The organism is Rhizobacter sp. (assembly GCA_019635355.1).
GTDB lineage: Bacteria > Pseudomonadota > Gammaproteobacteria > Burkholderiales > Burkholderiaceae_C > Rhizobacter.
Window position 1 is genome coordinate 4,525,428 of record JAHBZQ010000001.1, and the last position, 26,103, is coordinate 4,551,530.

A 26,103-nucleotide genomic window follows, 5' to 3' on the forward strand; every position below is an offset into this window, starting at 1 on the left:
CGTCAGGCCTTGAGGGCTTCGCGGGCCGCCTCGACGGTGGCCGCGATGTCGGCGGCGCTGTGCGCCGAACTCACGAAGCCGGCTTCGTAGAGCGCGGGCGCCAGGTACACACCACGGTCGAGCATGGCGTGGAAGAAGCGGTTGAAGCGCTCCTTGTCGGTCGCCATCACGGCCGGGTAGTTCTGCGGCAGGGTGGCGCCGAAGAAGAAGCCGAACATACCGCCTTCGCTGTCGACGACGAAGGGCACGCCAGCTGCTTTCGCGGCGGCGTTCAAGCCATTGACCAGCGTGCGCGTGCTGGCCGAGAGTGCGTCGAAGAAGCCAGGCTTCTGGATCTGTTTGAGCGTGGCGAGGCCGCAGGCGGTCGCGACCGGGTTGCCCGAGAGCGTGCCGGCCTGGTAGACCGGGCCCAGAGGCGCGAGCTTTTCCATCACCGCGCGCTTGCCGCCGAAGGCCGCGAGCGGCATGCCGCCACCGATGACCTTGCCGAAGACGCTCATGTCGGGCGCGAAGCCGGGGATGGCCTTCGCGTAGAGGCTCTGGGCGCTGCCGAGGGCCACGCGGAAGCCGGTCATCACCTCGTCGAACACCAGCAGCGTGCCATGCTTCGTGCACAGCTCGCGCAGGCGGGTCATGAAGGGCACGCTCGCGCGCACGAAGTTCATGTTGCCGGCGATCGGCTCGATCATCACGCAGGCGAGGTCGGCGCCATGCAAATCGAAGGCTTGTTCGAGTTCGGCGACGTTGTTGTATTCGAGCACCAGCGTGTGCTGCACCACCTCGGGCGGCACGCCGGCACTCGTCGGGTTGCCGAAGGTGGCCAAGCCCGAGCCGGCCTTGACCAGCAGCGCGTCGGCATGCCCGTGGTAGCAGCCTTCGAACTTGATCAGCTTGTGCCGGCCGGTGGCGCCGCGGGCGAGGCGGATGGCGCTCATCGCCGCTTCGGTGCCGGAGCTCACGAGCCGCACCTGCTCCATGCTCGGCACGAGCTTCAGGATCTCTTCGGCCAGCTCGATTTCGCGCTCGGTCGGCGCGCCGAAGGAGAAACCTTCGAGCGCCGCCTTCTGCACGGCCTCGAGCACCTCGGGGTGGCTGTGGCCGAGGATCATCGGGCCCCAGGAGCCGATGTAGTCGATGTAGCGCTTGCCTTCGGCGTCGAAGATGTAGGCGCCCTGGGCACGGCTGATGAAGCGCGGCGTGCCGCCCACGGCGCGGAAGGCGCGCACCGGCGAATTGACGCCGCCCGGGATGACGCGCTGGGCGCGTTCGAAGAGCTGCGCGTTAGTGGACATGGCGCGGGTCCTTCGGGGCCTGGTCACCTTCGTCGCCCTCGGGGGCTGCGCCGTCGGCGCCTTCTTCGGCGGGCGGCAGCGCCCAGAAGAAGCGGTCGGGGATCACGTTGCCCATGCCGGGGCGGAAGCCGGCGTCGAGCGCCTGGTCGAGGAAGGCGAGCGATTCACCGACCGCGGCGTGCAACTCGCTGCCAGAGGCCAGCAGGGCGGCGAGGGCGGCGGAGAGGGTGTCCCCCGCGCCGACGAAGCTCACTTCGAAGCGCTCGAACTTCTCGCCGGTGATCGCGCCCTGGGGCGAGGCGAGCACGTTGTCGAGGAACTGGTCGGGCAGCGGCACGCTCGTCACCAGCACGAAGCGGGCGCCATGCTGCGACGCGGCCACGGCCAGCTCGCGCGGCGAGGCCGGGCGGTCGCCGCTCCACTCGGGCAGGAGGAAGTCGGTCAGCGTCTGGTGGCTGCCCACCAGCACTTCGGTCTGCGGCAGCACCAGCTCGCGAAAGGCGTCGAGGTAGGCGACCTGCGCGTCTTCGTCCACCCACGACAGGTTGGGCATGTAGGCGACGAGGGGCACCTCGGGGTAGTCGGACAGCACTTCGGCCACCGCGCTCACGCTTTCGGCCGTGCCGAGGAAGCCCACCTTCCAGGCGGCGATGGTCACGTCTTCCAGGATGCTGCGCGCCTGCTCGACCAGGACGTCGGGGTCGAGTGCTGTGTGATCGAACACTTCGGCTGTATCCCGCAAAACGACTGCGGTCACCACCGGCAGTGCATGGGCGCCCATGGCGGCGATGGTGACGACGTCACCCGCCAAGCCTCCGGCCCCGCTGGGGTCGCTGGCGTTGAAGCTCATCACACAGGCCGGTGCGGGCGCGTCGTGGGGGTTGTCGGTGCTGGTGTCCGCGGCGGTCGCGTCGTTCGTCGTCATGGGGCGTTCATCCGGAATTCAGGGTATGCCAGCACTTCTAGAAATATGTGAGGAATGTGGCGTATGTGCCCACAAACTAACGCCTTTTTGGCATTTTGCGTGGCTACAATCAATTTTCATTGTAGTGAGCGATTAAGAACTAACGTGAGCAAAGACGCCAGCGCGACACGTACTTGGATGTGTCTGATTTGCGGTTGGATCTACGACGAAGCGGCTGGAGATCCTGATCACGGGATTGCCCCAGGAACCCCCTGGGAGTCAGTGCCCATGAACTGGACGTGTCCGGAGTGTGGCGCCCGCAAGGAAGATTTCGAGATGGTCCAGATCTGAGGTTCCGGACCGCGTTGGGATGATCTGACAGTGTCGACCCGAAGCCGTTGAGGAGACAACCCGGTGAGCAATGACGCCCCTGCTGGCATGAAGGTGCTGGTCATCGACGACAGCAACACCATCCGCCGCAGCGCAGAGATTTTCCTGAAGCAGGGTGGCTATCAGGTCCTGCTGGCTGAGGATGGTTTCGATGCCCTGTCCAAGGTGAACGACCACGCGCCCGATCTCGTCTTCTGCGACATCCTGATGCCGCGGCTCGATGGCTACCAGACCTGCGCCATCATCAAGCGCAACCCCAAGTTTTCAGCGGTGCCGGTGATCATGCTGTCGTCCAAGGACGGCCTGTTCGACAAGGCCCGCGGCCGCATGGTGGGCTCCGAGGCCTACCTGACCAAACCCTTCACGAAAGACCAGCTGCTGCAGGCGGTAGAGCAGCACCGCAGGTCCGAATGAGCATGAGTGATGGCGGGCGCATCAGGGCGCCGGCCGAGATGGAGTAGCGAGCATGGCGATCAAGAAAATTCTGTTGGTGGACGACTCGAAGACCGAGTTGCATTTCCTCTCCGAGCTGCTGACGAAGCGCGGCTACTCGGTGCGCACCGCTGAAGACGGCGAAGACGCGATGCGCCGCCTCGGCGAAGACAAGCCCGACCTCATCCTGATGGACGTGGTGATGCCCGGCCAGAACGGCTTCCAGCTCACCCGCGCCATCACACGCGACCCGCGCTTCACCGACGTGCCGGTGATCATGTGCACGAGCAAGAACCAGGAGACCGACAAGGTCTGGGGCATGCGCCAGGGTGCACGCGACTACATCGTGAAGCCCGTCGACGCCGACGAGCTGGTGGCCAAGATCAAGGCGTTCGACTGAGTCTCCCCAACCCCACGTCATGCAGGCAGGTGTGAATGGCCAATAAGGAAGCACTACGCGAACTGCAAAGCCGCCTCGCCGAAAGGTTGAAGGCGGCTCAGTCGCAAGAGCGCGGGAGATCCTGGCTGGCCGTGGAGTGTGCGGGCCACGGGTTCCTGTTCCCGCTGCAGGAGGCGGGCGAAATCTTCCCGTTCGCGCCGGCGGTGCCCGTGCCCTACACCAGCCGCTGGTTCCTCGGTGTGGCCAACCTGCGCGGCAAGCTGCACGGCGTGGTCGACCTGGCAGGCTTCCTGGGCATCCGCGGCAACGAGGCCGCGCGCGACCAGTCCTGGTTTGTCGCCTTCAACAACGACCTGAACATCAACTCCGCGCTGATGGTGGACCGGCTCTCCGGCCTGCGCAGCATGGAGCAGCTCAAGCCCGAGGCCGACGACGGCCAGGCCAAGCCGGCGTTCGTGGGCAAACCGTACCGAGACGAGAACAACCGCCTGTGGCGCGAGCTGAACCTCGCGGCGCTGGCGAACGAGTCGGCATTTTTGAGAATCGCGGGCTGAAGCGTGTTGGGCGCTTCGACCTTCTGACAGTCACTTTGAGACACGACGGAACGAGGAACATATGAGCTTCCTGGACAAGATCAAAAGCTTTGGCAAGGGCCGCGATTCCAACGCGTTGGATGACAACCCGGTCATTCCTCTCGATGACGTCATGACACTGGATCGGTCGTCGATGGACGGTGCCAGCACGGCCACCGCCACCGAGGCGCCCACCCGCACGGCCCACATGGACTCGTCCATCATCACCGAAGCGGCCCCGTCCGAGATCGCCGACTTCTCCGAGACCCGCCTGCCCGCCGGCATGGGCGAGGAGGCCAACGCCACGGGCCTGCCGATCATCGGCAAGCAGCCCGTCGCGACGCAGCAGCGTGTGCTGCTGGGCCTGGTGGCGGTCGGTCTGCTGGGCCTGGTCGGCATGACGCTGTACTCGTTCAACTCCGCGGCCAAGGGCTCAGCGCAGGTGGCCGCGTCTGGCCAGGCGCTGATGCAGTCGCAGCGTCTTGCGAAGTCGGTGTCGCAGGCACTGATCGGCTCGGCGGCGGCCTTCCCCGAGGTGAAGGAGTCGACCGAAGTGCTGGCCAAGAGCGTGCGTGGCCTGGCCAAGGGCGAAGGCGGCCTCGATGCCGCGCCGTCGTCGGTGCAGGAAGCGCTCGCGCCGATGGTGCCGCTGGTCGACCGCGCCGAAAAGAACGCCAACACCGTGATGGGTCAGCAGAAGATCCTGACGCAGGTGGGCAAGGCGCTTCGCACCATCAACCGCCAGTCGTCCGACCTGCTGGAAATCGCCGAAACGGTGTCGTCGCTCAAGCTGCAGCAGGAAGCCTCGCCGGCCGAGCTGTCGGCCGTCGGCCAGCTCGTGATGTTGACGCAGCGCATCGGCAAGTCGGCCAACGAATTCCTGACCATGGAAGGCGTGTCGCCGGAAGCCGTGTTCCTGCTGGGCAAGGACTTGAACTCCTTCCGTGAAATCGCCGACGGCCTGCTCAACGGCAACCAGGAGCTGCGCCTGCCGGGCACGAAAGACCCGCAGACCAAGGAGCGCCTGCAGGCCCTGCTGAAGCAATACGAAGAGACCCGTGCGGAAGCCGGCTCGATTCTGGGCAACCTGCAGGGTCTGGTCTCGGCGCGTGAAGCGCAGGCCTCGATCATTCAAGACAGCGAACCGCTGCGTAAGGGCCTGGAAACCGTGCAGGACCGCCTCGGCGTCGTGACCGGCTTCAGCGCCATCGCCGTGGTGGTGATCGGCCTCTTCGCCGCAATGATTGCCATCGGCGGTTACGGCTTGGTGCGCTTGTACGTGAACGATCAGGCGCAACGAGCCCAGGTCGCGAAGGCGCAGCAGATGGAAGCCGAACGCCAGGAGCAGGAAGCCAAGCGCGTGAACGACGCCAACCAGGCCGCCATTCTGCGATTGATGAACGAACTGCAGACGGTTGCTGAAGGTGACTTGACCCAGCAAGCCACCGTGACCGAGGACATCACCGGCGCTATCGCGGACTCGGTGAACTACACGGTGGAAGAACTTCGAACCCTGGTGTCGCAGGTGCAGGGCACGGTGGGCCGGGTGACCGAAACGACGCAGCAGGTGGAAGCCACGTCGACCGAACTGCTGGCCGCTTCCGACGAACAGCTGCGCGAGATTCGCGAAACCGGCGAGTCGGTGCTCCAGATGGCAAACCGAATCAACGAAGTGTCGGCACAAGCCCAGCAGACCGCCCAGGTGGCGCGCCAGTCGCTGCAAGCTGCCGAAACCGGTCTGACCGCGGTGCAAAACACGATCGGCGGTATGAACTCCATCCGCGACCAGATCCAGGAAACCTCCAAGCGGATCAAGCGACTCGGCGAGTCGTCGCAGGAGATCGGTGAAATCACCGAACTGATTTCCGACATTACGGAACAGACGAACGTGCTGGCACTGAACGCCGCCATTCAGGCAGCGTCCGCCGGTGAAGCCGGCCGAGGCTTCTCGGTGGTGGCGGAAGAAGTGCAGCGACTCGCAGAACGCTCCGGCGACGCAACCCGCCAGATCGCGGCCCTGGTGAAGACCATTCAGACCGACACCCAAGACGCGGTGGGCGCCATGGAACGTTCCACGCAGGGTGTGGTGGAAGGTACCCGACTGTCCGACGCGGCCGGTAACGCACTGGGCGACATCGACCGCGTGTCACGCCAGCTCGCCGAGCTGATTCAGCAGATTTCCTCACAGGCGTCTCGGGAAGCCGAATCTGCGAACGTGGTGGCTGCCAACATCCAGCACATCTTCGCGGTGACGGAGCAGACCGGTGAAGGTACCCGCTCCACCGCCCAGATGGTGCGTGAGTTGTCCCGTACTGCTGAAGAACTGAAGCAGTCGGTGGCACGGTTCAAGATCAGCTGATCGCAACGAAGACAGCGCCGTGGTGCAAGCCGCGGCACCCGACTCGACACTAGGCACGACGGAAAGCCACGCGACGATGAGCGAGACCATGAGCGAGATGACCGACGACCTGAGTGCCTTGGCGTGGGTGCACGAGGAGCTTCGGCGCTCCCTCGACAACGCCCACAAGGCCCTGCGTCGGTTCGTCAAGGAATCGGAGTCGATGAGCGGCTCCGACGTCGACGCGGTCGACCCTGCCGTGCTGCGCACCGCACGCCAGCAGATCCACCAGGGCGTCGGCGCCCTCGAACTCGTCGGCCTGCCCTCGGTGGCCGTGGTGCTGCGCGCCAGCGAAGCCGCGGTGCAGCGCTTCGTCGCCAAGCCCGAGAAGATCACCGAAGCCGATGTCGATGCCATCGAGCTGGCCTCGTTCGCGCTGCTCGACTACCTGCAGCGCATGCTGTCGGGCAAGCCCGTCTCCTCGCTCGCGCTCTTCCCGCGCTACCAGGCGGTGCAGGCGCTGGCCGGTGCCGAGCGCATCCACCCCGCCGACCTGTGGAGCCACGACTGGCGCTGGCTCGACCTGGGCAAGGACACGAGCGCCGCGCCTCGTGCGCTCGACCAGCAGGCGCACGATGACTTCGAGAAACAACTGCTGCCGCTCCTGCGCGGCAACAACCCCAAGGCCGCCAGCGCGCTGAGTGACCTGTGTGCCGGCCTGGGCCTGGGCGCCACCAACCTGCCGGCCGCCACGCAGTGGAAGCTGGCCGCGGCCTTCTTCGAAAGCCAGGCCACCGGCCTCTTGAAGCCTGACCTCTACAGCAAGCGCGTGGCCTCGCGCCTGCTGGCCCAGCTGCGCGCCTTCGAGCGTGGCGGTGCCGACGTGTCGGAGCGCCTGTCGCAAGACATGCTCTTCTTCTGCGCCCAGAGCGCCTCGCCCGGCGATGGCCGCAAGGCCCCGCGCCTGGCCGCGGCGCGCCAGGCCTACGGCCTTGCGCAGCACGTGCCGGCCGACTACGAAGTCAACCGGCTCGGCCGTTTCGACCCGGCGCTGATCGCGCAGGCGCGCAAGCGTGTCTCGAGCGCCAAGGATGCGTGGTCGGGCGTGGCGGGTGGCGAAATGCACCGCATGGGCGGCCTCTCCGAGCAGTTCTCGCTGGTCGGTGATTCGCTCAAGCGCCTGTACCCCAACGGCGAGCAGCTCGCCGACGAGTTGTCGAACGCCATTGCCCAGACCCAGCAGTCGGGCGCCGCGCCGCAGCCGCCGCTCGCGATGGAAGTCGCCACCAGCGTGCTCTACCTCGAAGCCTCGCTGGAAGATGGCGACTTCGACAACCCCGACGAAGGCAAGCGTGTGAGCCGCCTGGCCCAGCGCATCGCCTCGGTCCGCGCCGGCCACACCCCCGACCCGCTCGAAGCGTGGATGGAGGAGCTGTACCGCCGCGTCTCCGACCGCCAGACCATGGGCAGCGTGGTGCAGGAACTGCGCGCCTCCCTGTCGGAAGCTGAAAAGCACATCGACCAGTTCTTCCGCAACCCGGCCGATCGCCCGGCGCTCGCGCCGGTGCCGTCGCTGCTGTCGTCGATGCGTGGCGTGCTGTCGGTGCTCGGCATGGACCAGGCCGCACATGCGGTGCTGCGCATGCGCGACGACGTCGATGGCCTGCTCGCCACCGAAGTCGACCCGCAGCAGGTCGTGCAGTCGGGCACCTTCGATCGCCTGGCGAGCAACCTCGGCGCTCTCGGCTTCCTGATCGACATGCTCAGCGTGCAGCCGCAGGTGGCCAAGTCGCTGTTCGTGTTCGACGCGCAAGCCGGCACTCTGAGCCCGCTGATGGGCCGCAGCGCCGCGGCGCGCCAAGCCACCAACCTCGTCGTGCCGGCCGCCGCGCCGGTGGAGCCGCGCCTCATCGAGCAGGCCCAGTCGCTGGCCTTTGCCGCCGTGAGCGACCGTGTGCCGCTCGACGAAGTGGCGCGCGACCTGGATCACCTGTCGCAGGAAGCCAAGGCGGCTGACCAGCCTGAGCTGCTGGCCACCGTCGAAGAAGCCAAGGAAGCCATCGAGCACGCCGCCAGCCCCGAGGAAGTGGCGGCGGTGCGCGAAGAGCTGTCCGACAAGCTGGCCGATTTCGTGCACACCGCCAGCGGCCCGATTCCGCTCGACGAAGCTCCCGTCATCATCGCGAAGGCTCCGCCTCCGCCGCCCCTGTCGCCCACGCCCACCAGCATGGCGACCGATCTCGGCGACGACCCCGAGATGCGCGAGATCTTCCTCGAGGAAGCGCGCGAGGTCATCGACACCGCACGCACCGCACTCGGTGCGCTGGAGCATTCGCCCGCCAACATCGAGCAGCTCACGACCGTGCGCCGCGCCTTCCACACGCTGAAGGGCAGCTCGCGCATGGTGGGCCTGAAGGAATTCGGCGAAGCCGGCTGGGCCTGCGAGCAGGTCTACAACAGCTGGCTGGCCGAGCAGAAGGCGGCGGACCCGAGCCTCTTGGGCTTCACCGGCAACACGCTCGACTACTTCGCCGACTGGGTCGAAGCCATCGCACGCCAGCAGCCCGCAGGCTTCACGTCGGCGCCGGTCAAGGCGGCTGCCGATGCGCTGAGCCGTGGTGAGCCGATCCCGGCCGTGGCGGCCTCGCCCGCCAACGACCTGGAGATGGTGTCGCTCTCGTTCCCCGCCGACCTGCCGAGCGCGAACGACCTCGAACTCAAGGCAGCACCGGCCCCGGTGCCGGCCGCAGCACCCGTGGCCGCCCCGGCGCTGCCCGAGGTGTCGTTCGACCTCGACCTGGGATCGTTCGACGACCCAAAACCCCTCGCGGCCGCTGAGGCCGCGACTCCGGCGCCTGGCATTGAGCTTCGCTCGCTGGAGCTGCCGGACAGCTTCGACGAGCAGACCGTCATCGAGCCCGCACCGGCCGCCGAGCCCTTGCCGGCTGCCGAGTCGGTCGAAATGATCGAGTTGGAGCTGGACGACAAGCTGTTCGCGGCCGATGCTCCCGCGTCGTTCGCCCCGGAAGCTGCGCCCGAAGTGGCGCTGCCCGAAGTCACCGTGCCGGTGGTGAGCCTGCCGGAAGTGACCGTCGCCGAGACACGTGAGCCTGCGCCGGTCGAAGAGCCGGCTGCGGCGCCGTCCGACGACGACCAGGTGAAGGTCGTGGGCGACCTGCGCATCAGCATTCCGCTCTTCAACATCTACCTGAACGAAGCCGACGAGCTGTCGCGCCGCCTCACCACCGAAGTGGCCGAGTGGGCGATGGAGCTGCACCGCCCGGTGGGCGAAGTGCCGATCGCGCTCGCGCACTCGCTGGCGGGCAACTCCGCCACGGTGGGGTTTGCCGACCTGTCGCACCTCGCGCGCCTGGTCGAACACGCCCTCATGCGCTCGCAGGCCATCGGCTCGGGCACACCCGAGGAGGCACGCCTCTTCGTGGACGCGTCGGAAGAAGTCCGTCGCCTGCTGCACCAGTTCGCCGCTGGCTTCCTGAAGCCCGTGGCGCCGGAGCTGCTGCAGCGTCTGGCCGATCATGAGATCAGCTCCGCACGCCGCCTCGAAGCGGCCAACGCGGCGGAGATCGTGGAACCCGTGGCTCCGGTGGAAGCGCCGCCGGTGCTGCTGCAAGAACCTGCCGAGCCGCCGCCCGCGCCGCGCTCGTCGCGCCCTGTGCCGCTGGAGCATGGTGACGATGCGCTCGTCGCCCACGTCGACAGCAGCTTCGGTGGCCTCGACACCAACGTCGGCTCGCTCGGACAGGCCGAGTTCAAGACGCTGGCGCCGCTGCCGGTGGAAGACACCGCCCGTGCGGCGCCGGTGCGTGCCGACGCGCTCGACGGCGAAGACGACATCGACGCCGTCGACGCGGTCGACGCCGAACTCTTCCCGATCTTCGAAGAAGAAGCCGAAGAACTGCTGCCGCAGCTCGACAGCAAGCTGCGCGAATGGGCCCGCCGCCCGACCGACAACGGCCCGGCCGCTGCCTGCATGCGCACGCTGCACACGCTCAAGGGCGGTGCTCGCCTCGCGGGCGCCATGCGCCTTGGCGAAATGGCGCACCGGCTGGAAACGGCCATCGAGCACCTGCTGGCACAAAGCGCCGTCACGCCGGCCGACGTCGAGTCGCTGCATGCCCGCTCCGACGCGCTGTCGACCGTCTTCGAAGCGCTGCGCTCGCGCGATGCGCAGGCCTACGCCGAAGCCGAAGACTCGCTGCATGCGGCCTTGTCCGACGAGCCGGTCGCCGCGCCCGTCGTCGCCCCGCTGGTGCAGCCGGTGGTGGCACCCGCCGTGTTGCCCCCCGTGGCCGTGATCGAAACGCCGGTGCAGGCTGTCGAGCCGGTGGCGCCGGCGCCTGTGGTGGCACCCGTCGCCGCGGCACCAGCGCCAGTGACCCCCCGCGCCGCGCCTGCTGCCGAAGCGGCCGCACCGGCACGCGATGTGGACTGGTCGCGTTTCTTCGGCGCCGCCGAAACCGACGCGACGGCCACCCCCACCGGCGACCGCAACGTGGCTGCGTCCAACGCGGCCGTGCGTGTGCGCGGCCCGCTGCTCGAACGTCTCGTGAACCAGGCCGGTGAGGTCTCCATCACGCGTTCGCGGATCGAGTCGGAAGTCGGCAACATGCGCGGCTCGCTCAACGACCTGACCGACAACCTGGAGCGCCTGCGCGTTCAGCTGCGCGACATCGAGTTCCAGGCCGAGACGCAGATGATCTCGCGCCAGGAAGCCGCCAAGGCCGCGCACGAAACCTTCGACCCACTCGAGTCCGACCGCTTCACCCGCTTCCAGGAACTGACCCGCATGATGGCCGAGTCGGTGAACGACGTGGCCACGGTGCAGCGCACGCTGACCCGCACGCTGGAAACGACCGAAGACGAGCTGGCTTCGCAGGCCCGCCTGACGCGCGACCTGCAAGACGACCTGCTCCGCACTCGTATGGTGGAGTTCGAATCGTCGTCCGACCGTCTCTACCGCGTGGTGCGCCAGGCCGCCAAGGAAACCGGCAAGCAGGTGCGTCTCGACATCGTCGGCGGCTCGATCGAAATCGACCGAGGCGTGCTGGACCGCATGACGCCCGCCTTCGAGCACCTGCTGCGCAACTGCGTGACGCACGGCATCGAATCGCCTGAGGCGCGCGCTGCCGCCGGCAAGGACGCGACCGGCAACATCGTCGTGGCCCTTCACCAGGAAGGCAACGAAGTGGCGGTGGAGTTCCGTGACGACGGCGCCGGCCTCAACCTCGCCCGCATCCGCGACAAGGGTGTGGCGATGGGCCTGCTCAACCCGGGCGAAGAGCACAGCGCTGGCGACCTCGCCAACCTGATCTTCACGCCGGGCTTCTCGACCGCCGAGACGGTGACCGAACTCGCCGGCCGCGGCGTCGGCATGGACGTGGTGCGCTCCGAAGTGAACGCGATGGGCGGCCGCATCGAGACGGCCACCGCCGCGGGCCAAGGCACGAGCTTCAAGCTGGTGCTGCCGTTGACCACCGCCGTGACGCAGGTGGTGATGGTGCGCAGCGGCTCCACCGTCGTGGCCCTGCCGGCCACGCTGATCGAGATCGTGCGTCGTGCCAGCGCCAAGGAGCTTGAAGAAGCCTACGCGAGCGGTAGCTACACCCTCGGCGAGCGTTCGCTGCTCTTCTTCTGGTTCGGCTCGTTGCTGCAGGAAAGCGCGCTCAGCCAGGAGCCGGTGGGCCGCACCCGCCCGGTGGTGGTGGTGCGCTCGGCACAGCAGCGCATCGCACTGCACGTCGACGAAGTGCTGGGCACGCAGGAAGTGGTGGTGAAGAACCTCGGGCCGCAGTTGTCGCGCCTGCCGGGTCTTGCCGGCATGACGCTGCTGGCCTCGGGCGCGGTGGCGCTGATCTACAACCCGGTGGCGCTCGCCACGCTGTACGGCGAAAGCGCACGTGCCGCGACGGTCGCCGCGCTGCGCTCGCCGAACCAGCCCGTCGCCCCGACGGTGGAAGAGGCTGCCGCACAAGCCGCACCGCTCGTGCTGGTGGTCGACGACTCGCTCACCGTGCGCCGCGTGACGCAGCGCTTGCTGGTGCGCGAAGGCTACCGCGTGACGCTCGCGAAGGACGGCATCGAAGCCCTCGAATGCCTGGCCGACGAGCTGCCGCAGGTGGTGCTGAGCGACATCGAAATGCCGCGCATGGACGGCTTCGACCTCGTGCGCAACATCCGCGGCGACACCCGCCTGCGCGCGTTGCCGGTAATCATGATCACCTCGCGCATCGCGCAGAAGCACCGCGACTACGCCGCGGAGCTGGGCGTCGACCACTACCTCGGCAAGCCGTATTCGGAAGAAGACCTGCTCGCCCTGATCGGCCGCTACACGGCCATGCCTGCGCCGGTGTGAGCCGGCTCCGGTGAGTCTCTCAAGTCGCCATGTCGGAACTGGTCGACCACCTCGCAGAGCTCACCGGCTTTCGTGACCGCGACATCCTCGATGTGACGCTGGTGGGCGCCTTGCGCGACCTGCTGCGTCCTCGGGTGGTGACCATCTACCGCGCGGTGGGCGATGCCGGCAACGAGCGCTGGATCACCCGTGCCCGCCTCGGCGAAAACGACGCCGTGGCGACCGCCGACCCCGCCTGGGCCGACGTCGAAAGCTTGCCGCCCCTGGCGCTCTACCCCGAGCGCCTGCAGGCGATGAAGGGCCAGGCCACGGTGGTCACCGTGCCGGGCCGACATTCCCTGAGCCTCTTCCCCGTCAGCACCGACCGCGAAGTCGTGGGCGTGATGGAGATCGAGACGCTCGACCCGCTCTCCGACGAGTCTCGCCGGCTGGTGGGCAGCATCCTGCGCATCTACCGCAACTTCCAGGCGCTGCTCGACTACAGCGAGCGCGACACGCTCACCGGCCTGCTCAACCGCAAGACCTTCGACGAGAGCTTCCTCAAGGCGACGAACGAGTCCACCGGCATCCCGATGGCCGCGGACGGCCGGCGGCTCCCGACCGCGAGCCACCGCCATTGGCTGGGCGTGATCGACATCGACCATTTCAAGTCGGTCAACGACAACTACGGTCACCTGATCGGCGACGAAGTGCTGCTGCTGCTGTCGCGCCTGATGCGCAGCAGCTTCCGTTTCCACGACCGGCTCTATCGCTTCGGTGGCGAGGAGTTCGTGGTGCTGATGCGCTGCGCCAACGAGCAGGATGCGGCGCTCGCGCTGGAGCGCATGCGCAGCAACACGGCGAGTTACCCCTTCCCGCAGGTGGGGCAGATCACCATCAGCATCGGCTTCACCGAAGTGAAGCCCGGCGACACGCCGAGCGCCGCGTTCGAGCGTGCCGACAAGGCGGTGTATTTCGCCAAGAGCCACGGCCGCAACCAGGTGCAGAGCCACGCTGAGTTGGTGGCGCGCGGCGACTTGGAAGACGAATCCAAGATCGGCGACGTCGAGCTGTTCTAGCGGCTCTTCGCTTTCACCACTGCATAGCGTTCCAGCGTCTTCGCACGCGCCTCGTCGTGCATCACGATGGGCTCGGGGTAGTGGTCACCCAGCCGCACACCCGCTTCTGCCAGCTCGATGGGCCTCGTCAGCCACGGCGCATGGATCGCCTTGTCCGAGAGCTTCGCAAGCGTCGGCAGGTAGCGCCGGATGAACTTGCCCTCGGCGTCGAACTTCTCGCTCTGGCTCACCGGGTTGAAGATGCGGAAGTAGGGCTGCGCATCGCAGCCGGTCGACGCCGCCCATTGCCAGCCGCCGTTGTTGGCGGCGAGGTCGAAGTCGATGAGCTTCTCGGCAAAGTAGCGCTCGCCCCAGCGCCAGTCGATGCCGAGGTCCTTCACCAGGAAGCTCGCCACCACCATGCGCAGGCGGTTGTGCATGTAGCCGGTCTGGTTGATCTGCGCCATCGCGGCGTCGACCAGCGGGTAGCCGGTGCGGCCTTCGCACCAGGCGGTGAAGAGGGCATCGGCGTGCTTGCCGTGCTCCCACTTGATGGCGTCGTACTCGGGCTTGAAGCTCGCGCCGACGACGTGCGGGTGGTGGTGCAGCACCTGGTGGTAGAAGTCGCGCCAGATCAGCTCCGAGAGCCACACCGCCGCGCCGCGCGAGCCGTGGTGCATGCGGCTTGCCGCTTCACGCGCCAGCTGGCGGATCGACACGGTGCCGAAGCGCAGGTGCGTCGACAGGTAGCTCGGCCCTTTCACAGCAGGGAAGTCGCGCGTGGTGTCGTAGCGGTCCATGCGCGGCAGGAAGTCGGCCAGCATCGCCTGCGCGCCGGTCTCGCCCACGCCCAGCTTCATCTCGTGCAGGTTGGTCGGCTCGAAGCCGATCTGCCGGAGCGAGGGCACGCCGGCCTCGATGCCCTCGGGCAGTAGTGCCAGGCTGTCGGCATATCTTTCGACGGGGTAGGCGCTCACGTAAAAGGGCTCGACCTTCTTGAGCCATGCGTTCTTGTACGGGGTGAACACGCTGTAGGGCGAGCCGCTGCCGGTGAGGACTTCCTGGCGCTCGAAGACCACGTGGTCCTTGCTGGTGTGCAGCGAGATGCCGAGGTCGGCGAGCGCACCGCGCACGCGTGCATCGCGGGCCAGGGCGGCGGGCTCGTCGTCGTGGTTGGCGTACACCGCCTGCACGCGCAGCCGGTCGGCGAGGCGGGGCAACTCGTCCACCGCCAGGCCGTGGCGCACGATCAGGCCACCGTGCGGCTGCCATTGCCGCAAGGCCTCGTCGAGCCCCTGCAGGCTGTCGCGGATGAACTCCACCCGCCGATCCGCGCGGGGCAGCGGGTCGAGGATGGCGGTGTCGAAGACGAACACGCACCACACCTTGCGGGCGGCTTTGAGCGCGTGGAAGAGCGCGGCATGGTCGCTGCTGCGCAAGTCGCGGCGAAACCAGACGAGGGCGGTGTCCAAGACCTTTTCCATCGGCGCGAGTGTGCCGCAGGAATAAAATCGCGCCCATGCCCGGCTCGTCCATCGACCTCACCAACCAGTTCCTCATCGCCATGCCCGGCATGGCCGACGAGACCTTTGCGGGCGCGGTGGTCTACATGTGCGAGCACACCGACAAGGGCGCGTTGGGCCTGGTCATCAACAAGCCCATCGACATCAAGCTCAAGAACCTCTTCGAGAAGGTCGAGCTCACGCTCGACCGGGCCGACCTCGCCGACGAGCCGGTGTATTTCGGCGGCCCGGTGCAGACCGAACGCGGCTTCGTGCTGCACGAGCGGCTGGGCAGCGGGGAGGGTGGCGAAGGCGGGCACTACAACTCCTCGCTGCAGATCCCCGGCGGACTGGAGATGACCACCAGCAAGGACGTGCTGGAAGCGCTCTCCCACGGCGCCGGCCCGAAGAAGATCCTGGTCACGCTCGGCTACAGCGGCTGGAGCGCCGGCCAGCTCGAAGAAGAGATCGGCCGCAATGGCTGGATCACCGTCAGCGCCGAGCCCGGCATCATCTTCGACACGCCGGTCGAGCAGCGCTACGACAAGGCGCTGTCGCTCTTGGGCATCGATCCGCGCATGCTGAGCCAAGAGGCGGGGCACGCATGAGCCTGTCGGCTCTGCCGCCCAATTCCCCTCGCTCCTTCCTCGCATTCGATTTCGGAACCAAGCGCGTGGGTGTGGCCAGCGGCAACACCCTCACGCGCACGGCCACGCCCCTGAAAACCATCGCCGCCGAAGGCGACGCGCGTTTTGCCGCGCTGGGTGTGCTCATCAAAGAGTGGCAGCCCGAAGCCCTGGTGGTGGGCGTGCCCTATCACCCCGACGGCGCCCCGCACGACAATACGGCCCGCGCACAGCGATTCGCCCGCCAGCTGCACGGCCGCTTCGGGTTGCCGGTGCACGAGGTGGACGAGCGCTACACGACCACCGAAGCCCATTCACATGGCGCGTCTGACGTCGATGCGGCCTCGGCCGCGATCATCCTGGAGCAATTCTTGAAAGCATTGCCATGAGCACGCTGCACCTCGACGCTGAAGCGCTGTACACCGACCTGCTGAGTGGCGTGCGCAGCTTGCTGCGACCTGAATCCGTGCTGGTCGGCATCTGGTCGGGCGGCGCGTGGCTGGCCGAGCGCCTGCAGCGTGACCTGAAGCTCGCCGGCGAGCACGGCGTGATTTCGAGCGCGCTGCACCGCGACGACTTCTCCTCGCGCGGCATGTCGTCCGCCGACCCCACGAAGCTGCCCTTCGAGATCGAAGGCTCGCACATCGTGCTGGTCGACGACGTGCTCTACACCGGCCGCACCACGCGCGCCGTGATCAACGAACTCTTCGACTTCGGCCGCCCTGGGAGCGTGACGCTCGCGGTGCTGGTCGACCGCGGCGGGCGCGAGCTGCCGATCCAGCCGGCCTATGCGGCTGCACGCATCACCCTGCCCAAGGCGTCCCGCCTGCGCCTCGCGCGTGGCGACGATGGCCGCTTCAGTTTCGACATCCAAGAAAAAGGAGAGGGTTCGTGACACGAAACCCCCAACTCAACAAGCACGGCGAGCTGATCCACCTGCTCTCCATCGAGGGCCTGCCGCGCGCGGTGATCCACCACATCCTCGACACGGCTGGGACCTTCCTGAGCGTGAACGACCGCGAGGTGAAGAAGGTGCCGCTCCTGCGCGGCAAGAGCGTGTTCAACCTCTTCTTCGAGAACAGCACGCGCACCCGCACCACCTTCGAGATCGCGGCCAAGCGCCTGAGCGCCGACGTGATCAACCTCGACATCGCGAAGTCGAGCGCCGCCAAGGGCGAGAGCCTGCTCGACACCATCGCCAACCTCTCGGCCATGCACGCCGACATGTTCGTGGTGCGCCACAGCGAGAGCGGGGCGCCGTACCTCATCGCCCAGCACTGCGCGCCGCACGTGCACGTGGTCAACGCGGGCGACGGCCGGCATGCGCACCCGACGCAGGGCCTGCTCGACATGTACACCATCCGCCACTTCAAGCACGACTTCACGAACCTGAGCGTGGCCATCGTCGGCGACATCGTGCATTCGCGCGTGGCCCGCTCCGACATCACGGCACTCGCCACGCTGGGCGTGCCCGACATCCGAGCCGTCGGCCCGAAGACGCTGGTGCCCGGCGACCTGAAGGAGATGGGCGTGCGCGTGTGCCACGACATGATCGAGGGGATCCGCGGCGCCGACGTGATCATCATGTTGCGCCTGCAGAACGAGCGCATGAGCGGCGCCATGCTGCCGAGCGCCGGCGAGTTCTTCAAGAACTACGGCCTCACGCTTGAGAAGCTGGCCCACGCCAAGCCCGATGCGATCGTGATGCACCCGGGGCCGATCAACCGCGGCGTGGAGATCGACTCGTCGGTGGCCGATGGCAAGCAGAGCGTGATCCTGCCGCAGGTCACGTTCGGCATTGCGGTGCGCATGGCGGTGATGTCGACCATCGCCGGCAACAACGCCTGACCGGAGCCAGAGACCCTCATGAAACTGCTGATCAAGAACGGACGGTTGATCGACCCGGCTTCCGGCCGCGATGAAGTGGCCGACGTGGCCATCGCCGCCGGCCGCATCGTGACCCTCGGGAAGGTGAACCCCGACTTCAAGCCCTCGCGCACGATCGATGCGCAGGGGCTCATCGTGGTGCCGGGTCTGGTCGACCTCGCCGCACGCCTGCGCGAGCCGGGCCACGAGCACGAAGGCATGCTCGAGTCGGAGATGGCCGCCGCGGTGGCCGGGGGCGTGACGAGCCTCGTCTGCCCGCCCGACACCGACCCCGCGCTCGACGAGCCGGGTCTCGTCGAGATGCTCAAGTTCCGCGCGCGCAACCTCAACCAGTCGCACCTCTACCCGCTGGGCGCACTCACCCGCGGCCTGGCCGGCGAGGTGCTGACCGAAATGGCCGAGCTGACCGAAGCCGGCTGCGTGGGTTTCTCGCAGGCCGACGTGGCGCTCGCCGACACCATGGTGCTGCAGCGCGCGCTGCAATACGCGTCGACCTTCGGCTACTGCGTGTGGCTGCGCCCGCAAGACGCCTACCTCGGCAAGGGCGTGGCCGCCAGCGGCCCGCTGGCCACGCGCCTGGGCCTGTCGGGCGTGCCGGTGATCGCCGAGACCATCGCGCTGCACACCATCTTCGAGCTGATGCGCGTGACGGGCGCACGGGTGCACCTGTGCCGCCTGAGCAGCGCGGCCGGCATCGCGCTCGTGCGCACCGCGAAGGCCGAGGGCCTGCCGGTCACTTGTGACGTGAGCGTGAACCACCTGCACCTCATCGACGTCGACATCGGCTACTTCAACGCCGCCATGCGCCTCACGCCGCCGCTGCGCCAGCAGCGCGACCGCGATGCGATCCGTGCCGGTCTGGCCGACGGGACCATCGACGCGCTCGTCAGCGACCACACGCCGGTCGACGAAGACGCGAAGAACCTGCCCTTCGCAGAAGCCGAACCGGGGGCGACCGGGCTGGAGCTGCTCTTGAGCCTCGCGCTCAAGTGGGGCACCGAACACAAGCTCGGGCTGGCGCAGTCGCTCGCCAAGGTGACCTGCGAGCCGGTGCGCGTGCTGGGCGAGGCTTTGGGCTCGCTGGCGTCGAGTGCGGGGCGCCTCGTGGAAGGCGGCGTGGCCGACGTCTGCATCTTCGACCCGACCACCCACTGGACGGTGCGGCCGCAGGCGCTCAAGAGCCAGGGCAAGCACTCGCCGTTCGCGGGCTACGAAGTGCCGGGCACCGTGAAGTACACGCTCGTGGCCGGCAACGTCGCCCACGAAGCAGCCTGAAACGGATTCGAGCAGCGTGCGCAGCCTCATCGCGTTGTGGCGGCTGGCCTGCGTGGGCTGGCTGATCGTCGCGGGTCTGCTGCGCTGCGCGTTCATCTTCCCGTTCATCACCCCGGCGAAGCGCCTGCAGCAGACCGGTCGCTGGTGCGGCCGGGTGGCACGCGCGCTGGGCGTTGCGATCGAAAGCGAAGGCCGCTCGCATGACGGCCCGGCCTTGCTGGTCGCCAACCACATCTCCTGGCTCGACATCCTGGCCATCAACGCCGTCCACCCGGCGCGCTTCGTCTCCAAGGCCGACGTGAAGCACTGGCCGGTGCTGGGCTGGATGGTCGGCAGCGGCGGCACGCTCTTCATCGAGCGCGAGCGCAAGCGCGATGCGCTGCGCGTGGTGCACCAGATCGCCGCGGCGCTGAAGCAGGGCGACACCATCGCGATGTTTCCCGAAGGCACCACCGGCGACGGCAGCACGCTGCTGCCCTTCCACGCCAACCTGATGCAGGCGGCGATCTCGACCGATGCCCTGCTGCAGCCCATCGCGCTGCGCTATGCCGACGACGACGGCTCGCCCAGCCAGGCGGTGGTGTGGGTCGGCAACTCGACGCTCGCCGAGTCGCTGTGGAAGGTGGCCACGGCGCGCGGCCTGCGGGTGCGGGTCACCCAGCTGGCCACGGTGGCGTCGGCTGAACAGGACCGCCGGGAACTGGCGTCAAGGGTGCGTGGCCAGATCGGCGCTGCGCTGGGGATCGAGGTGTCGGCGCTCGAGGCCGGGCACTGAACGCCCTCGGCTAGAGGCAATTCACCGGGAGATGCTGGCGCTCGATGTCGGTGCGGTTGGCACCGAAGGGCTTCATCTGATCGGGCGCCTTGGCGAAGGCGCAGACCCAGGCCACGGGCACCACAGGCGCGTCTTCCACCACGGCGGGGCGCAGCGTGAGGGTCTTGCCTTGCAGGGCGCCGTTGGCCCGGTTGCCGAACACGATGTGGATGGCGCCGCCTTCGACGGTGATCGACTTGACCACGTTGTTGACGATCTTCTCGGGTGCGGGCAGGCCCGCTTCGGCGTTGTCGGCCGGCAGGGCCTTGGTGGTGGCCCACACGGCGGCCACGTGGTCCTTGGCCAGCTTGGCGAGCGTCACGCCTTCGGCGATGTTCTCGCGGATGTACTTGCCCTGCAGACTGGGGACGGCCATCAGGGCCAGGATGGCGAGGATGGCCATCACGACCAGGACCTCGATGAGCGTGAAGCCGCGGCGGCAGGCAGAGGTTTTCATGGCGGCGTGCAGTGTGTCACAGCTCGCGGGGCGTTCCGCACGGTTCGCATCCCCCAGGTGACAGCGCTGTCATCGGTGCGGCGCTATGGTGCTTGTGCACAGGTCGTGTCAGCCCTTTGAGCCTCTCCTCCATTTCCACCAGCCACCGTTGGCGCTGGATCCGCTTCCAGGTGCGGCGCCGCTTTGCGCGGCCGCGCGGGGTGTGGTCGCTGGCCGGGCCGGTGCTGCTGCAGGAGTTTGCGCTGGTGCTCACCGGCACGGTGGTGATGGCGATGGCCAGCCACCTGGGTCCGGCCTCCGTGGCGGCCATCGGCATGATGGACGCGCTCAACTTCCTGCTGATCGCGATCTACGGCGGCCTGGCCATCGGTGCCACGGTGACGGTGGCGCATTGCGTGGGCGCCGGCCGGCGCGACGACCTGCGTTCCGTGGCCTTCAGCGCCCTGGCGCTCGCGCTGTGTGCCGGTGTGCTGGTGGCGCTGCTGCTGTGGAACACCCGCGGCCTCTGGATCGCGATGGTCCTACCCGGCGCCGAAGAGGCGGTGAAGGTGCAGGCCGACCGCTACTTCCGCTGGGTGATCGTGGCCGGCATGGCCACCTCGATCGTGCTCACCAGCTGCGGCGTGCTGCGCGGCATGGCGCGCACCGACACCGCCATGCGGGTGCAAGTGGTGATGGCGGTGTCGCAGATCGTCATGGCGGCCATCTTCATGCGCGGCGCGGACGGTAGCGTCAACGGCGCCGGCGCGGCGCTGCTGCTGGCGCGCTGTGGTGGTGTGGCGCTCGTGCTGCTGGCGCTGTGGCCCACGCTGCGGCAAGGGGTGGAGCACGCGGGCGGCTGGCCGGTGCGCAAGGCCTTCATGCAATCCATCCTCAAGGTGGGTTGGCCGGCGGCGCTCGAATCGTCGTTCTTCCACCTCGGCAAGATCGTCACGCAGACCATCGTGGTGGGCCTGGGCACCACCGCGATGGCGGCGAACTTCATCGCGTTCTACGTCAGCAACTTCGTCAACACCCCGGGCACGGCGCTCGGCGTGGCGGCCACCACCCTCGTGGGCATGCGCCTCGGGGCCGGGCGGGTGAAGGCAGCGCAACTCGTGCTGCGGCGGGTGATCCGCAGCGCCAACTGGTCGCTGTCGACGATGGCGGCCATCGTGCTGCCGTTCTCGTGGTGGCTGGCCGGGCTCTTCGGCAACAACGCCGAGGTGACGGCGCAGGCCGCCTGGCTGATCGCGCTCAGCTGCGTCTTCATGCCGGCCTGGGCGGGCTCGTGGGTGCTGCCGGCCGGCCTGCGCGGAGCCGGCGACACCCGCTACGGCCTGGTGGTCGGCAGCTCCACCATGTGGGGGCTGCGCATCGGCGCGGGCTACCTGCTCGGCATCGTGTGCGGGCTGGGCGTGATCGGCGTGTGGCTGGGCATGTTTGCCGACTGGATCGTGCGCAACATCCTCTTCCGCAAGCGCATGCGCGGCACGGCATGGACACGCCATCGCCTGCTCGGTTGATCTGCTGAAAAAATAGGCAGAAAAACGCTCCTTTTGCACTGTGCACCCCGCCGGGCTCGGCTTACATTGGGCCATTGAAGCTGCGGAGGTTCGTCATGGCCTGGGTCAAGATGGATCGACATCTGGTGCAGTTCGGCGTGCCCTCTCCGCTGGAGGTGCGAGATGCCGAGGGGCACCTCCTGCTCGCCAAGGGCGCCATCGTCGAAAACGACGAGCAGCTCGGCGCCTTGCTTGCGCATGGCGCGATGGTCGAGTCCGACGAAGCCAAGGCCGTGCTCGCCGCGCAAAACGGTGGCCGCGCTCCTGAGCCTGAAACCCGCCCGACCAGCGTCTTCGGCCTGTGGGACCAACTGCGCTGGCGCCTGGAGCGCATCGTCAAGGGCCTGGCCGACGACCCGGCGCATTTCGCCGCCCGCATCGACGAGCTGGCCCAGCACTTGGTCCTGCTCACCGAGAAAGACGCCGACGTGGGCATCTTCCTCGCCGTGCGGCAAGACACCCGCAAGCTCTCGATCTACGGCCTGAGCCACGCCGTCTACACCGGGATGATCTGCTTCCTGATGGCGCAGCGCATGGGCTGGCCGCGCGAGCGTTGCCTCACGCTCGTGAAGGCGGCGCTGACGATGAACATGTCGGTCTTCGAGCTGCAGGGCCGGCTCGCCGCGCAGGGCGTGCCCATGCTGGCCGAGCAACGCGTGGTGCTGCACGAGCACCCGCTGGAGAGCGCCCGCATGCTGCGCGAAGCCGGCGTCACCGATGAAGAGTGGCTCACCGCAGTGGAACAGCACCACGAATGGACCGACGGCAAAGGCTATCCGCGCGGGCTCACCGAGATGAGCGAGATGGCCAAGGCCCTGAAATACGCCGACAACTTCATGGCCAAGATCAGCCCCAAGGCGATCCGCAAGCCGCTGCATGCGCAAGAGGCCGCCCGAGACCTCTTCAAGACCGACGGCGGCGGGCCGATGGCGATGGCGATCATCAAGGAGTTCGGCATCTACCCGCCGGGCGAGCTGGTGAAGCTCAAGACCGGCGAGCTGGCGGTGGTGATCCGCCGTACCGCGAGTGCCAGCACGCCGATGGCCGCGAGCATCACCGACCGCACCGGCGTGCCGGTGCTCAACATCGTGCGCCGCGACACCAGCCGCCCCGAGCACGCCATCGTCGGCTTCGTGGCCGACAAGTCGCTGCTCGACCGCGTGCCGCCGGAGCGGCTCTACGGCCTGCCCGGCTGAGCCGGTCAGGCCTTCTTCTCTTCGAGGTAGTAGTACGGCTTGATCGGCTTGAGGTCGGCGTCGAGCTCGTACACGAGCGGCGTGCCGTTGGGGATGTTGACGCCCACGATCTCATCGTCGCCGATGTTGCTCAGGTACTTCACGAGCGCGCGGATGCTGTTGCCATGCGCCGCGATCACCACGCGCTTGCCCGACTTGATGGCCGGTGCGATGGTGTCGTTCCACGCCGGCAGCACGCGGGCCACGGTGTCCTTCAGGCACTCGGTCAGCGGGATGTCTTCCGGCTTGAGCTTGGCGTAGCGGATGTCGTTGCGCTGGCTCAGCGGCGCGTCGGCGGCCAGCGGCGGCGGCGGCGTGTCGTAGCTGCGGCGCCAGATCAGCACCTGCTCGTCGCCATATTGCTTGGCGGTCTCGGCCTTGTTGAGGCCTTGCAGGCCGCCGTAGTGGCGCTCGTTGAGGCGCCACTGGTGCACCACCGGCAGCCAGGTGCGGTCCATCTGGTCGAGCGTGTGCCAGAGCGTCCAGATGGCGCGCTTGAGCACCGAGGTGTAGGCCACGTCGAAGTCGTAGCCGTGGGCCTTCAGCGTGCGGCCGGCTTGCTGTGCCTGCGCCACGCCCGTGGGGGTGAGGTCCACGTCGACCCATCCGGTGAAGCGGTTTTCCAGGTTCCAGGTCGATTCGCCGTGGCGGATGAGCACGAGTTTGTACATGGCGCGAGCAGAGGGGATGAAGAAGTGGGGCCGGTCGGCAAAGGGTCGAATTCTATAATTCGCGTTTGCCTTCCCCAGCCGGGCCTTCGGCCCGCACACACCCCGTGAACTTCTTCACCAACCCCGAAAACCTGCTCCTGATCGCGATGGCGATCGTCTCCGGCGGCCTGCTGGTCTGGCCGCGCTTGCGAGGTGGCGGTGGCAACGGCGCCGTGACCGCCGCCGAAGCGGTGCAGCTCATCAACCGCGAGCGTGCCGTGCTGGTCGACGTGAGCGAGCCTGCCGAGTTCGCGGCCGGCCATGCCGGCGGCTCGAAGAACATCCCCTTCGGCAGCCTGGAAACGAGCACCGACCTGCCGAAGAACAAGGCCTTGCCGGTGGTGGTGGTGTGCCCGAGCGGCGCACGCGCCTCGCGCGCAGCGGGTATCTTGCGCAAGCTGGGTTTCGAGAAGGCCCGGCCACTCGCCGGGGGCCTGCGCGCATGGCGCGAGGCCAACCTGCCGGTCGAGAAATCCGCCTGACGACAGGAGGTTCCGTTCATGCAGCCGGTCAAGATGTACACGACCCTGGTGTGCCCGTTTTGCATTCGCGCCAAGGCCCTGCTCAAGCAGCGCGGGGTGAACGACATCGATGAAGTGCGGGTCGACCTCGACCCGTCGCAACGCACCACGATGATGGAGATCACCGGCCGCCGCACGGTGCCGCAGATCTTCATTGGCGACACGCACGTGGGCGGCTGCGACGACCTGATCGCGCTCGACCAGCGCGGCGGGCTCATGCCCTTGCTGCAGGGCAGCTGAAAACCGTCATCGTCACTGGCACATAATCCCCGGCCCGCACCACTCGAGGTGGCGGGCCTTCTTTCTTCTTCCATCAGCGAGACTTCCATGGCCGACGACAACAACGCTCCCGTGTTCCAGATCCAGCGCGTGTACCTGAAGGACTTGTCGCTCGAGCAACCGAACTCGCCGCAGATCCTGCTCGAGCAGGCGCAGCCGCAGGTCGACATCAACCTCAACCTCGCCGCCCAGCCGGTGGCCGACGGTGTCTACGAAGTCTCGGTCACCGCCACCGTGACCACCAAGGTCAACGACAAGACCCTGTTCCTGGTCGAGGCCAAGCAGGCCGGCATCTTCGAGATCCGCAACATCCCCGACGAGCAGCTGCAGCCCATCATCGGCATCGCCTGCCCGCAGATCGTCTACCCCTACCTGCGCGCCATCGTCTCCGACGTCTGCACACGCGCGGGCTTCCCGCCGGTGGTGCTGGCCGAGGTGAACTTCCAGGCGATGTACGAAGCCCAGCAGCAACAGCAGGCTGCCGGCGGTGCCAACCTCAACTGATCGTTCGTCGACCACGATGAACCTGACCGTGCTCGGCGCAGGGGCGTGGGGCACGGCCGTGGCCGCGAGCACGGCCGCGCGGCACAGCACGGTGCTGTGGGCACGCGACGCCGCGCAGTGCCGGCAGATGCAGGCCGCGCGCGAGAACCTGCGCTACCTGCCCGGCGTGCCGCTGCCCGCCGCGCTGGCGCTGACCGACGACTTCGATGCCGCGCTGGCGCACGCGCGTGGCGACGGCCTGATCGTGCTGGCCACGCCGATGGCCGGCCTGCGCGAGATGCTGCAGCGCCTGCCGGCCGATGCACCCGGCGTGCTGTGGCTGTGCAAGGGTTTCGAAGAAGGCACGGGCCTCCTGGGCCACGAGATCGCGCGGGCCGTGCGGCCGGACGCGGTGCAGGTCGGCATTCTCTCCGGCCCAAGCTTCGCGCTCGAAGTGGCGCGCGGCCAGCCGGTGGCGCTCGTCGTCGCCAGCCAGGACGACGCGCTGTGCCGTCGCGCCGTCGACGCCTTCCATTCCGACGCGATGCGCATCTACGCGTCGAACGACCCGGTGGGTGTGGAGGTCGGCGGTGCGGTGAAGAACGTGATGGCGATCGCCACCGGCATCGCCGATGGCCTGCAGCTCGGCCTCAACGCGCGCGCCGCGCTCATCACGCGCGGCCTGGCCGAAATGACGCGCCTGGGCCTGGCGCTCGGCGCACGCGTCGAAACCTTCATGGGCTTGAGCGGGCTTGGCGATCTGGTGCTCACCGCCACCGGCGACCTGTCGCGCAACCGCAAGGTGGGGCTGTTGCTGGCCCAGGGCCTGCCGTTGCCGCGCATCCTGCAGGAGCTGGGCCATGTGGCCGAAGGCGTGGCCTGTGCGGCCACGGTGCTCAAGCGTGCGCAGGCAAGTGGGGTCGACATGCCGATCACCGAGGCGGTGGTGCGGGTGCTCGAAGGCCGTCTGCAGCCGCCGCAGGCGATCCAGGAACTGATGTCGCGCGACGCGCGGCGCGAAGGCGCCTGACC

General features: G+C 67.9%; 24 protein-coding genes. 19 read left to right on the forward strand and 5 right to left on the reverse strand.

Going from position 1 to position 26,103, the window contains the following annotated elements:
- Positions 1-2: 2 nt before the first annotated feature.
- Both hemL and KF892_21070 read right to left on the reverse strand, forming a co-directional pair.
- A complete protein-coding gene (gene hemL, locus KF892_21065) occupies positions 3-1,292 on the reverse strand; it encodes a glutamate-1-semialdehyde 2,1-aminomutase (protein ID MBX3627513.1) in 1,290 nt (429 codons plus the stop codon).
- Positions 1,282-2,142, reverse strand: a complete 861-nt coding sequence (locus tag KF892_21070) for a bifunctional hydroxymethylpyrimidine kinase/phosphomethylpyrimidine kinase (protein ID MBX3627514.1) — start codon at positions 2,140-2,142, stop codon at positions 1,282-1,284. The genes hemL and KF892_21070 overlap by 11 nt, the downstream gene beginning before the upstream one ends.
- 252 nt (positions 2,143-2,394) lie before the next feature.
- On the opposite strand from KF892_21070, the gene KF892_21075 reads away from it, so the two are divergent.
- The 7 genes from KF892_21075 (at position 2,395) to KF892_21105 (ending at position 13,759) form a co-directional block, all read left to right on the forward strand.
- Positions 2,395-2,547: a rubredoxin gene (locus KF892_21075; protein ID MBX3627515.1), complete on the forward strand. Its 153-nt coding sequence runs from the start codon at positions 2,395-2,397 to the stop codon at positions 2,545-2,547.
- An 87-nt stretch (positions 2,548-2,634) separates the two neighbouring features.
- On the forward strand, positions 2,635-3,000 hold the full coding sequence (locus tag KF892_21080) for a response regulator (GenBank protein ID MBX3627516.1): 366 nt from the start codon (positions 2,635-2,637) through the stop codon (positions 2,998-3,000).
- A gap of 52 nt (positions 3,001-3,052) precedes the next feature.
- Positions 3,053-3,418 carry a response regulator gene (locus KF892_21085; protein MBX3627517.1) on the forward strand — a complete coding sequence of 122 codons (366 nt, stop codon included), beginning with the start codon at positions 3,053-3,055 and terminating at the stop codon, positions 3,416-3,418.
- Positions 3,419-3,453: 35 nt separating this feature from the next.
- A complete protein-coding gene (locus KF892_21090; GenBank protein MBX3627518.1) occupies positions 3,454-3,972 on the forward strand; it encodes a chemotaxis protein CheW in 519 nt (172 codons plus the stop codon).
- 61 nt (positions 3,973-4,033) lie between these two features.
- Complete coding sequence (locus KF892_21095; protein ID MBX3627519.1) at positions 4,034-6,349, forward strand: type IV pili methyl-accepting chemotaxis transducer N-terminal domain-containing protein; 2,316 nt, start codon at positions 4,034-4,036, stop codon at positions 6,347-6,349.
- A 76-nt stretch (positions 6,350-6,425) separates the two neighbouring features.
- Positions 6,426-12,701, forward strand: coding sequence for an Hpt domain-containing protein (locus tag KF892_21100; GenBank protein MBX3627520.1), 6,276 nt, complete (start codon positions 6,426-6,428; stop codon positions 12,699-12,701).
- Between the two features lie 29 nt (positions 12,702-12,730).
- Positions 12,731-13,759 (forward strand): GGDEF domain-containing protein, encoded by a 1,029-nt coding sequence (locus KF892_21105; GenBank protein ID MBX3627521.1) that lies wholly within the window; start codon positions 12,731-12,733, stop codon positions 13,757-13,759.
- Here the strand turns inward: KF892_21105 and KF892_21110 are convergent.
- Positions 13,756-15,222, reverse strand: a complete 1,467-nt coding sequence (locus KF892_21110; GenBank protein MBX3627522.1) for a deoxyribodipyrimidine photo-lyase — start codon at positions 15,220-15,222, stop codon at positions 13,756-13,758. The genes KF892_21105 and KF892_21110 overlap by 4 nt on opposite strands.
- Before the next feature lie 35 nt (positions 15,223-15,257).
- Here KF892_21110 and KF892_21115 point away from each other — a divergent pair, with 35 nt between their 5' ends.
- Genes KF892_21115 through KF892_21140 form a run of 6 tightly spaced genes read left to right on the forward strand, consistent with a single transcriptional unit; the run spans position 15,258 to position 19,803 of the window.
- Entirely contained in the window at positions 15,258-15,848 is a 591-nt protein-coding gene (locus KF892_21115) for a YqgE/AlgH family protein (GenBank protein ID MBX3627523.1), read from the forward strand.
- Positions 15,845-16,255 carry a Holliday junction resolvase RuvX gene (gene ruvX, locus KF892_21120; protein ID MBX3627524.1) on the forward strand — a complete coding sequence of 137 codons (411 nt, stop codon included), beginning with the start codon at positions 15,845-15,847 and terminating at the stop codon, positions 16,253-16,255. The genes KF892_21115 and ruvX overlap by 4 nt, the downstream gene beginning before the upstream one ends.
- Positions 16,252-16,761 carry a bifunctional pyr operon transcriptional regulator/uracil phosphoribosyltransferase PyrR gene (gene pyrR / locus KF892_21125; protein MBX3627525.1) on the forward strand — a complete coding sequence of 170 codons (510 nt, stop codon included), beginning with the start codon at positions 16,252-16,254 and terminating at the stop codon, positions 16,759-16,761. The genes ruvX and pyrR overlap by 4 nt, the downstream gene beginning before the upstream one ends.
- On the forward strand, positions 16,758-17,714 hold the full coding sequence (locus tag KF892_21130) for an aspartate carbamoyltransferase catalytic subunit (GenBank protein MBX3627526.1): 957 nt from the start codon (positions 16,758-16,760) through the stop codon (positions 17,712-17,714). The genes pyrR and KF892_21130 overlap by 4 nt, the downstream gene beginning before the upstream one ends.
- A gap of 18 nt (positions 17,715-17,732) precedes the next feature.
- Positions 17,733-19,028: a dihydroorotase gene (locus tag KF892_21135; protein ID MBX3627527.1), complete on the forward strand. Its 1,296-nt coding sequence runs from the start codon at positions 17,733-17,735 to the stop codon at positions 19,026-19,028.
- Between the two features lie 16 nt (positions 19,029-19,044).
- Entirely contained in the window at positions 19,045-19,803 is a 759-nt protein-coding gene (locus KF892_21140) for a 1-acyl-sn-glycerol-3-phosphate acyltransferase (protein ID MBX3627528.1), read from the forward strand.
- A gap of 10 nt (positions 19,804-19,813) precedes the next feature.
- On the opposite strand, the gene KF892_21145 is transcribed toward KF892_21140, so the two are convergent.
- Complete coding sequence (locus tag KF892_21145) at positions 19,814-20,299, reverse strand: pilin (GenBank protein ID MBX3627529.1); 486 nt, start codon at positions 20,297-20,299, stop codon at positions 19,814-19,816.
- 116 nt (positions 20,300-20,415) lie between these two features.
- Between KF892_21145 and KF892_21150 the strand changes: the two genes are divergently transcribed.
- Together KF892_21150 and KF892_21155 are read left to right on the forward strand one after the other, a co-directional pair.
- A complete protein-coding gene (locus KF892_21150; GenBank protein ID MBX3627530.1) occupies positions 20,416-21,804 on the forward strand; it encodes an MATE family efflux transporter in 1,389 nt (462 codons plus the stop codon).
- Positions 21,805-21,899: 95 nt separating this feature from the next.
- Positions 21,900-23,039 carry a phosphohydrolase gene (locus tag KF892_21155; GenBank protein MBX3627531.1) on the forward strand — a complete coding sequence of 380 codons (1,140 nt, stop codon included), beginning with the start codon at positions 21,900-21,902 and terminating at the stop codon, positions 23,037-23,039.
- Positions 23,040-23,044: 5 nt separating this feature from the next.
- Here the strand turns inward: KF892_21155 and gpmA are convergent, their stop codons facing one another.
- The gene (gene gpmA / locus KF892_21160) at positions 23,045-23,749 is read right to left on the reverse strand and encodes a 2,3-diphosphoglycerate-dependent phosphoglycerate mutase (GenBank protein MBX3627532.1); all 705 of its coding nucleotides are present in this window, start codon (positions 23,747-23,749) and stop codon (positions 23,045-23,047) included.
- Positions 23,750-23,895: 146 nt separating this feature from the next.
- On the opposite strand from gpmA, the gene KF892_21165 reads away from it, so the two are divergent.
- The 4 genes from KF892_21165 to KF892_21180 all read left to right on the forward strand — a co-directional run bounded on the left by KF892_21165 (position 23,896) and on the right by KF892_21180 (position 26,101).
- Positions 23,896-24,270, forward strand: a complete 375-nt coding sequence (locus tag KF892_21165) for a rhodanese-like domain-containing protein (protein ID MBX3627533.1) — start codon at positions 23,896-23,898, stop codon at positions 24,268-24,270.
- A gap of 18 nt (positions 24,271-24,288) precedes the next feature.
- A complete protein-coding gene (grxC, locus tag KF892_21170) occupies positions 24,289-24,549 on the forward strand; it encodes a glutaredoxin 3 (protein ID MBX3627534.1) in 261 nt (86 codons plus the stop codon).
- An 87-nt stretch (positions 24,550-24,636) separates the two neighbouring features.
- The gene (gene secB, locus KF892_21175; GenBank protein MBX3627535.1) at positions 24,637-25,092 is read left to right on the forward strand and encodes a protein-export chaperone SecB; all 456 of its coding nucleotides are present in this window, start codon (positions 24,637-24,639) and stop codon (positions 25,090-25,092) included.
- A gap of 16 nt (positions 25,093-25,108) precedes the next feature.
- Positions 25,109-26,101 (forward strand): NAD(P)-dependent glycerol-3-phosphate dehydrogenase, encoded by a 993-nt coding sequence (locus KF892_21180; GenBank protein ID MBX3627536.1) that lies wholly within the window; start codon positions 25,109-25,111, stop codon positions 26,099-26,101.
- Positions 26,102-26,103: the final 2 nt, after the last annotated feature.

Bases quoted from the DNA above. Each gene is read 5' to 3' on its own strand.
- hemL (MBX3627513.1), bottom strand. From the start codon at position 1,292: ATGTCCACTAACGCGCAGCTCTTCGAACGCGCCCAGCGCGTCATCCCG.
- KF892_21070 (MBX3627514.1), bottom strand. From the start codon at position 2,142: ATGAGCTTCAACGCCAGCGACCCCAGCGGGGCCGGAGGCTTGGCGGGT.
- KF892_21075 (MBX3627515.1), top strand. From the start codon at position 2,395: ATGTGTCTGATTTGCGGTTGGATCTACGACGAAGCGGCTGGAGATCCT.
- KF892_21080 (MBX3627516.1), top strand. From the start codon at position 2,635: ATGAAGGTGCTGGTCATCGACGACAGCAACACCATCCGCCGCAGCGCA.
- KF892_21085 (MBX3627517.1), top strand. From the start codon at position 3,053: ATGGCGATCAAGAAAATTCTGTTGGTGGACGACTCGAAGACCGAGTTG.
- KF892_21090 (MBX3627518.1), top strand. From the start codon at position 3,454: ATGGCCAATAAGGAAGCACTACGCGAACTGCAAAGCCGCCTCGCCGAA.
- KF892_21095 (MBX3627519.1), top strand. From the start codon at position 4,034: ATGAGCTTCCTGGACAAGATCAAAAGCTTTGGCAAGGGCCGCGATTCC.
- KF892_21100 (MBX3627520.1), top strand. From the start codon at position 6,426: ATGAGCGAGACCATGAGCGAGATGACCGACGACCTGAGTGCCTTGGCG.
- KF892_21105 (MBX3627521.1), top strand. From the start codon at position 12,731: ATGTCGGAACTGGTCGACCACCTCGCAGAGCTCACCGGCTTTCGTGAC.
- KF892_21110 (MBX3627522.1), bottom strand. From the start codon at position 15,222: ATGGAAAAGGTCTTGGACACCGCCCTCGTCTGGTTTCGCCGCGACTTG.
- KF892_21115 (MBX3627523.1), top strand. From the start codon at position 15,258: ATGCCCGGCTCGTCCATCGACCTCACCAACCAGTTCCTCATCGCCATG.
- ruvX (MBX3627524.1), top strand. From the start codon at position 15,845: ATGAGCCTGTCGGCTCTGCCGCCCAATTCCCCTCGCTCCTTCCTCGCA.
- pyrR (MBX3627525.1), top strand. From the start codon at position 16,252: ATGAGCACGCTGCACCTCGACGCTGAAGCGCTGTACACCGACCTGCTG.
- KF892_21135 (MBX3627527.1), top strand. From the start codon at position 17,733: ATGAAACTGCTGATCAAGAACGGACGGTTGATCGACCCGGCTTCCGGC.
- KF892_21145 (MBX3627529.1), bottom strand. From the start codon at position 20,299: ATGAAAACCTCTGCCTGCCGCCGCGGCTTCACGCTCATCGAGGTCCTG.
- KF892_21155 (MBX3627531.1), top strand. From the start codon at position 21,900: ATGGCCTGGGTCAAGATGGATCGACATCTGGTGCAGTTCGGCGTGCCC.
- gpmA (MBX3627532.1), bottom strand. From the start codon at position 23,749: ATGTACAAACTCGTGCTCATCCGCCACGGCGAATCGACCTGGAACCTG.
- KF892_21165 (MBX3627533.1), top strand. From the start codon at position 23,896: ATGGCGATCGTCTCCGGCGGCCTGCTGGTCTGGCCGCGCTTGCGAGGT.
- grxC (MBX3627534.1), top strand. From the start codon at position 24,289: ATGCAGCCGGTCAAGATGTACACGACCCTGGTGTGCCCGTTTTGCATT.
- secB (MBX3627535.1), top strand. From the start codon at position 24,637: ATGGCCGACGACAACAACGCTCCCGTGTTCCAGATCCAGCGCGTGTAC.
- KF892_21180 (MBX3627536.1), top strand. From the start codon at position 25,109: ATGAACCTGACCGTGCTCGGCGCAGGGGCGTGGGGCACGGCCGTGGCC.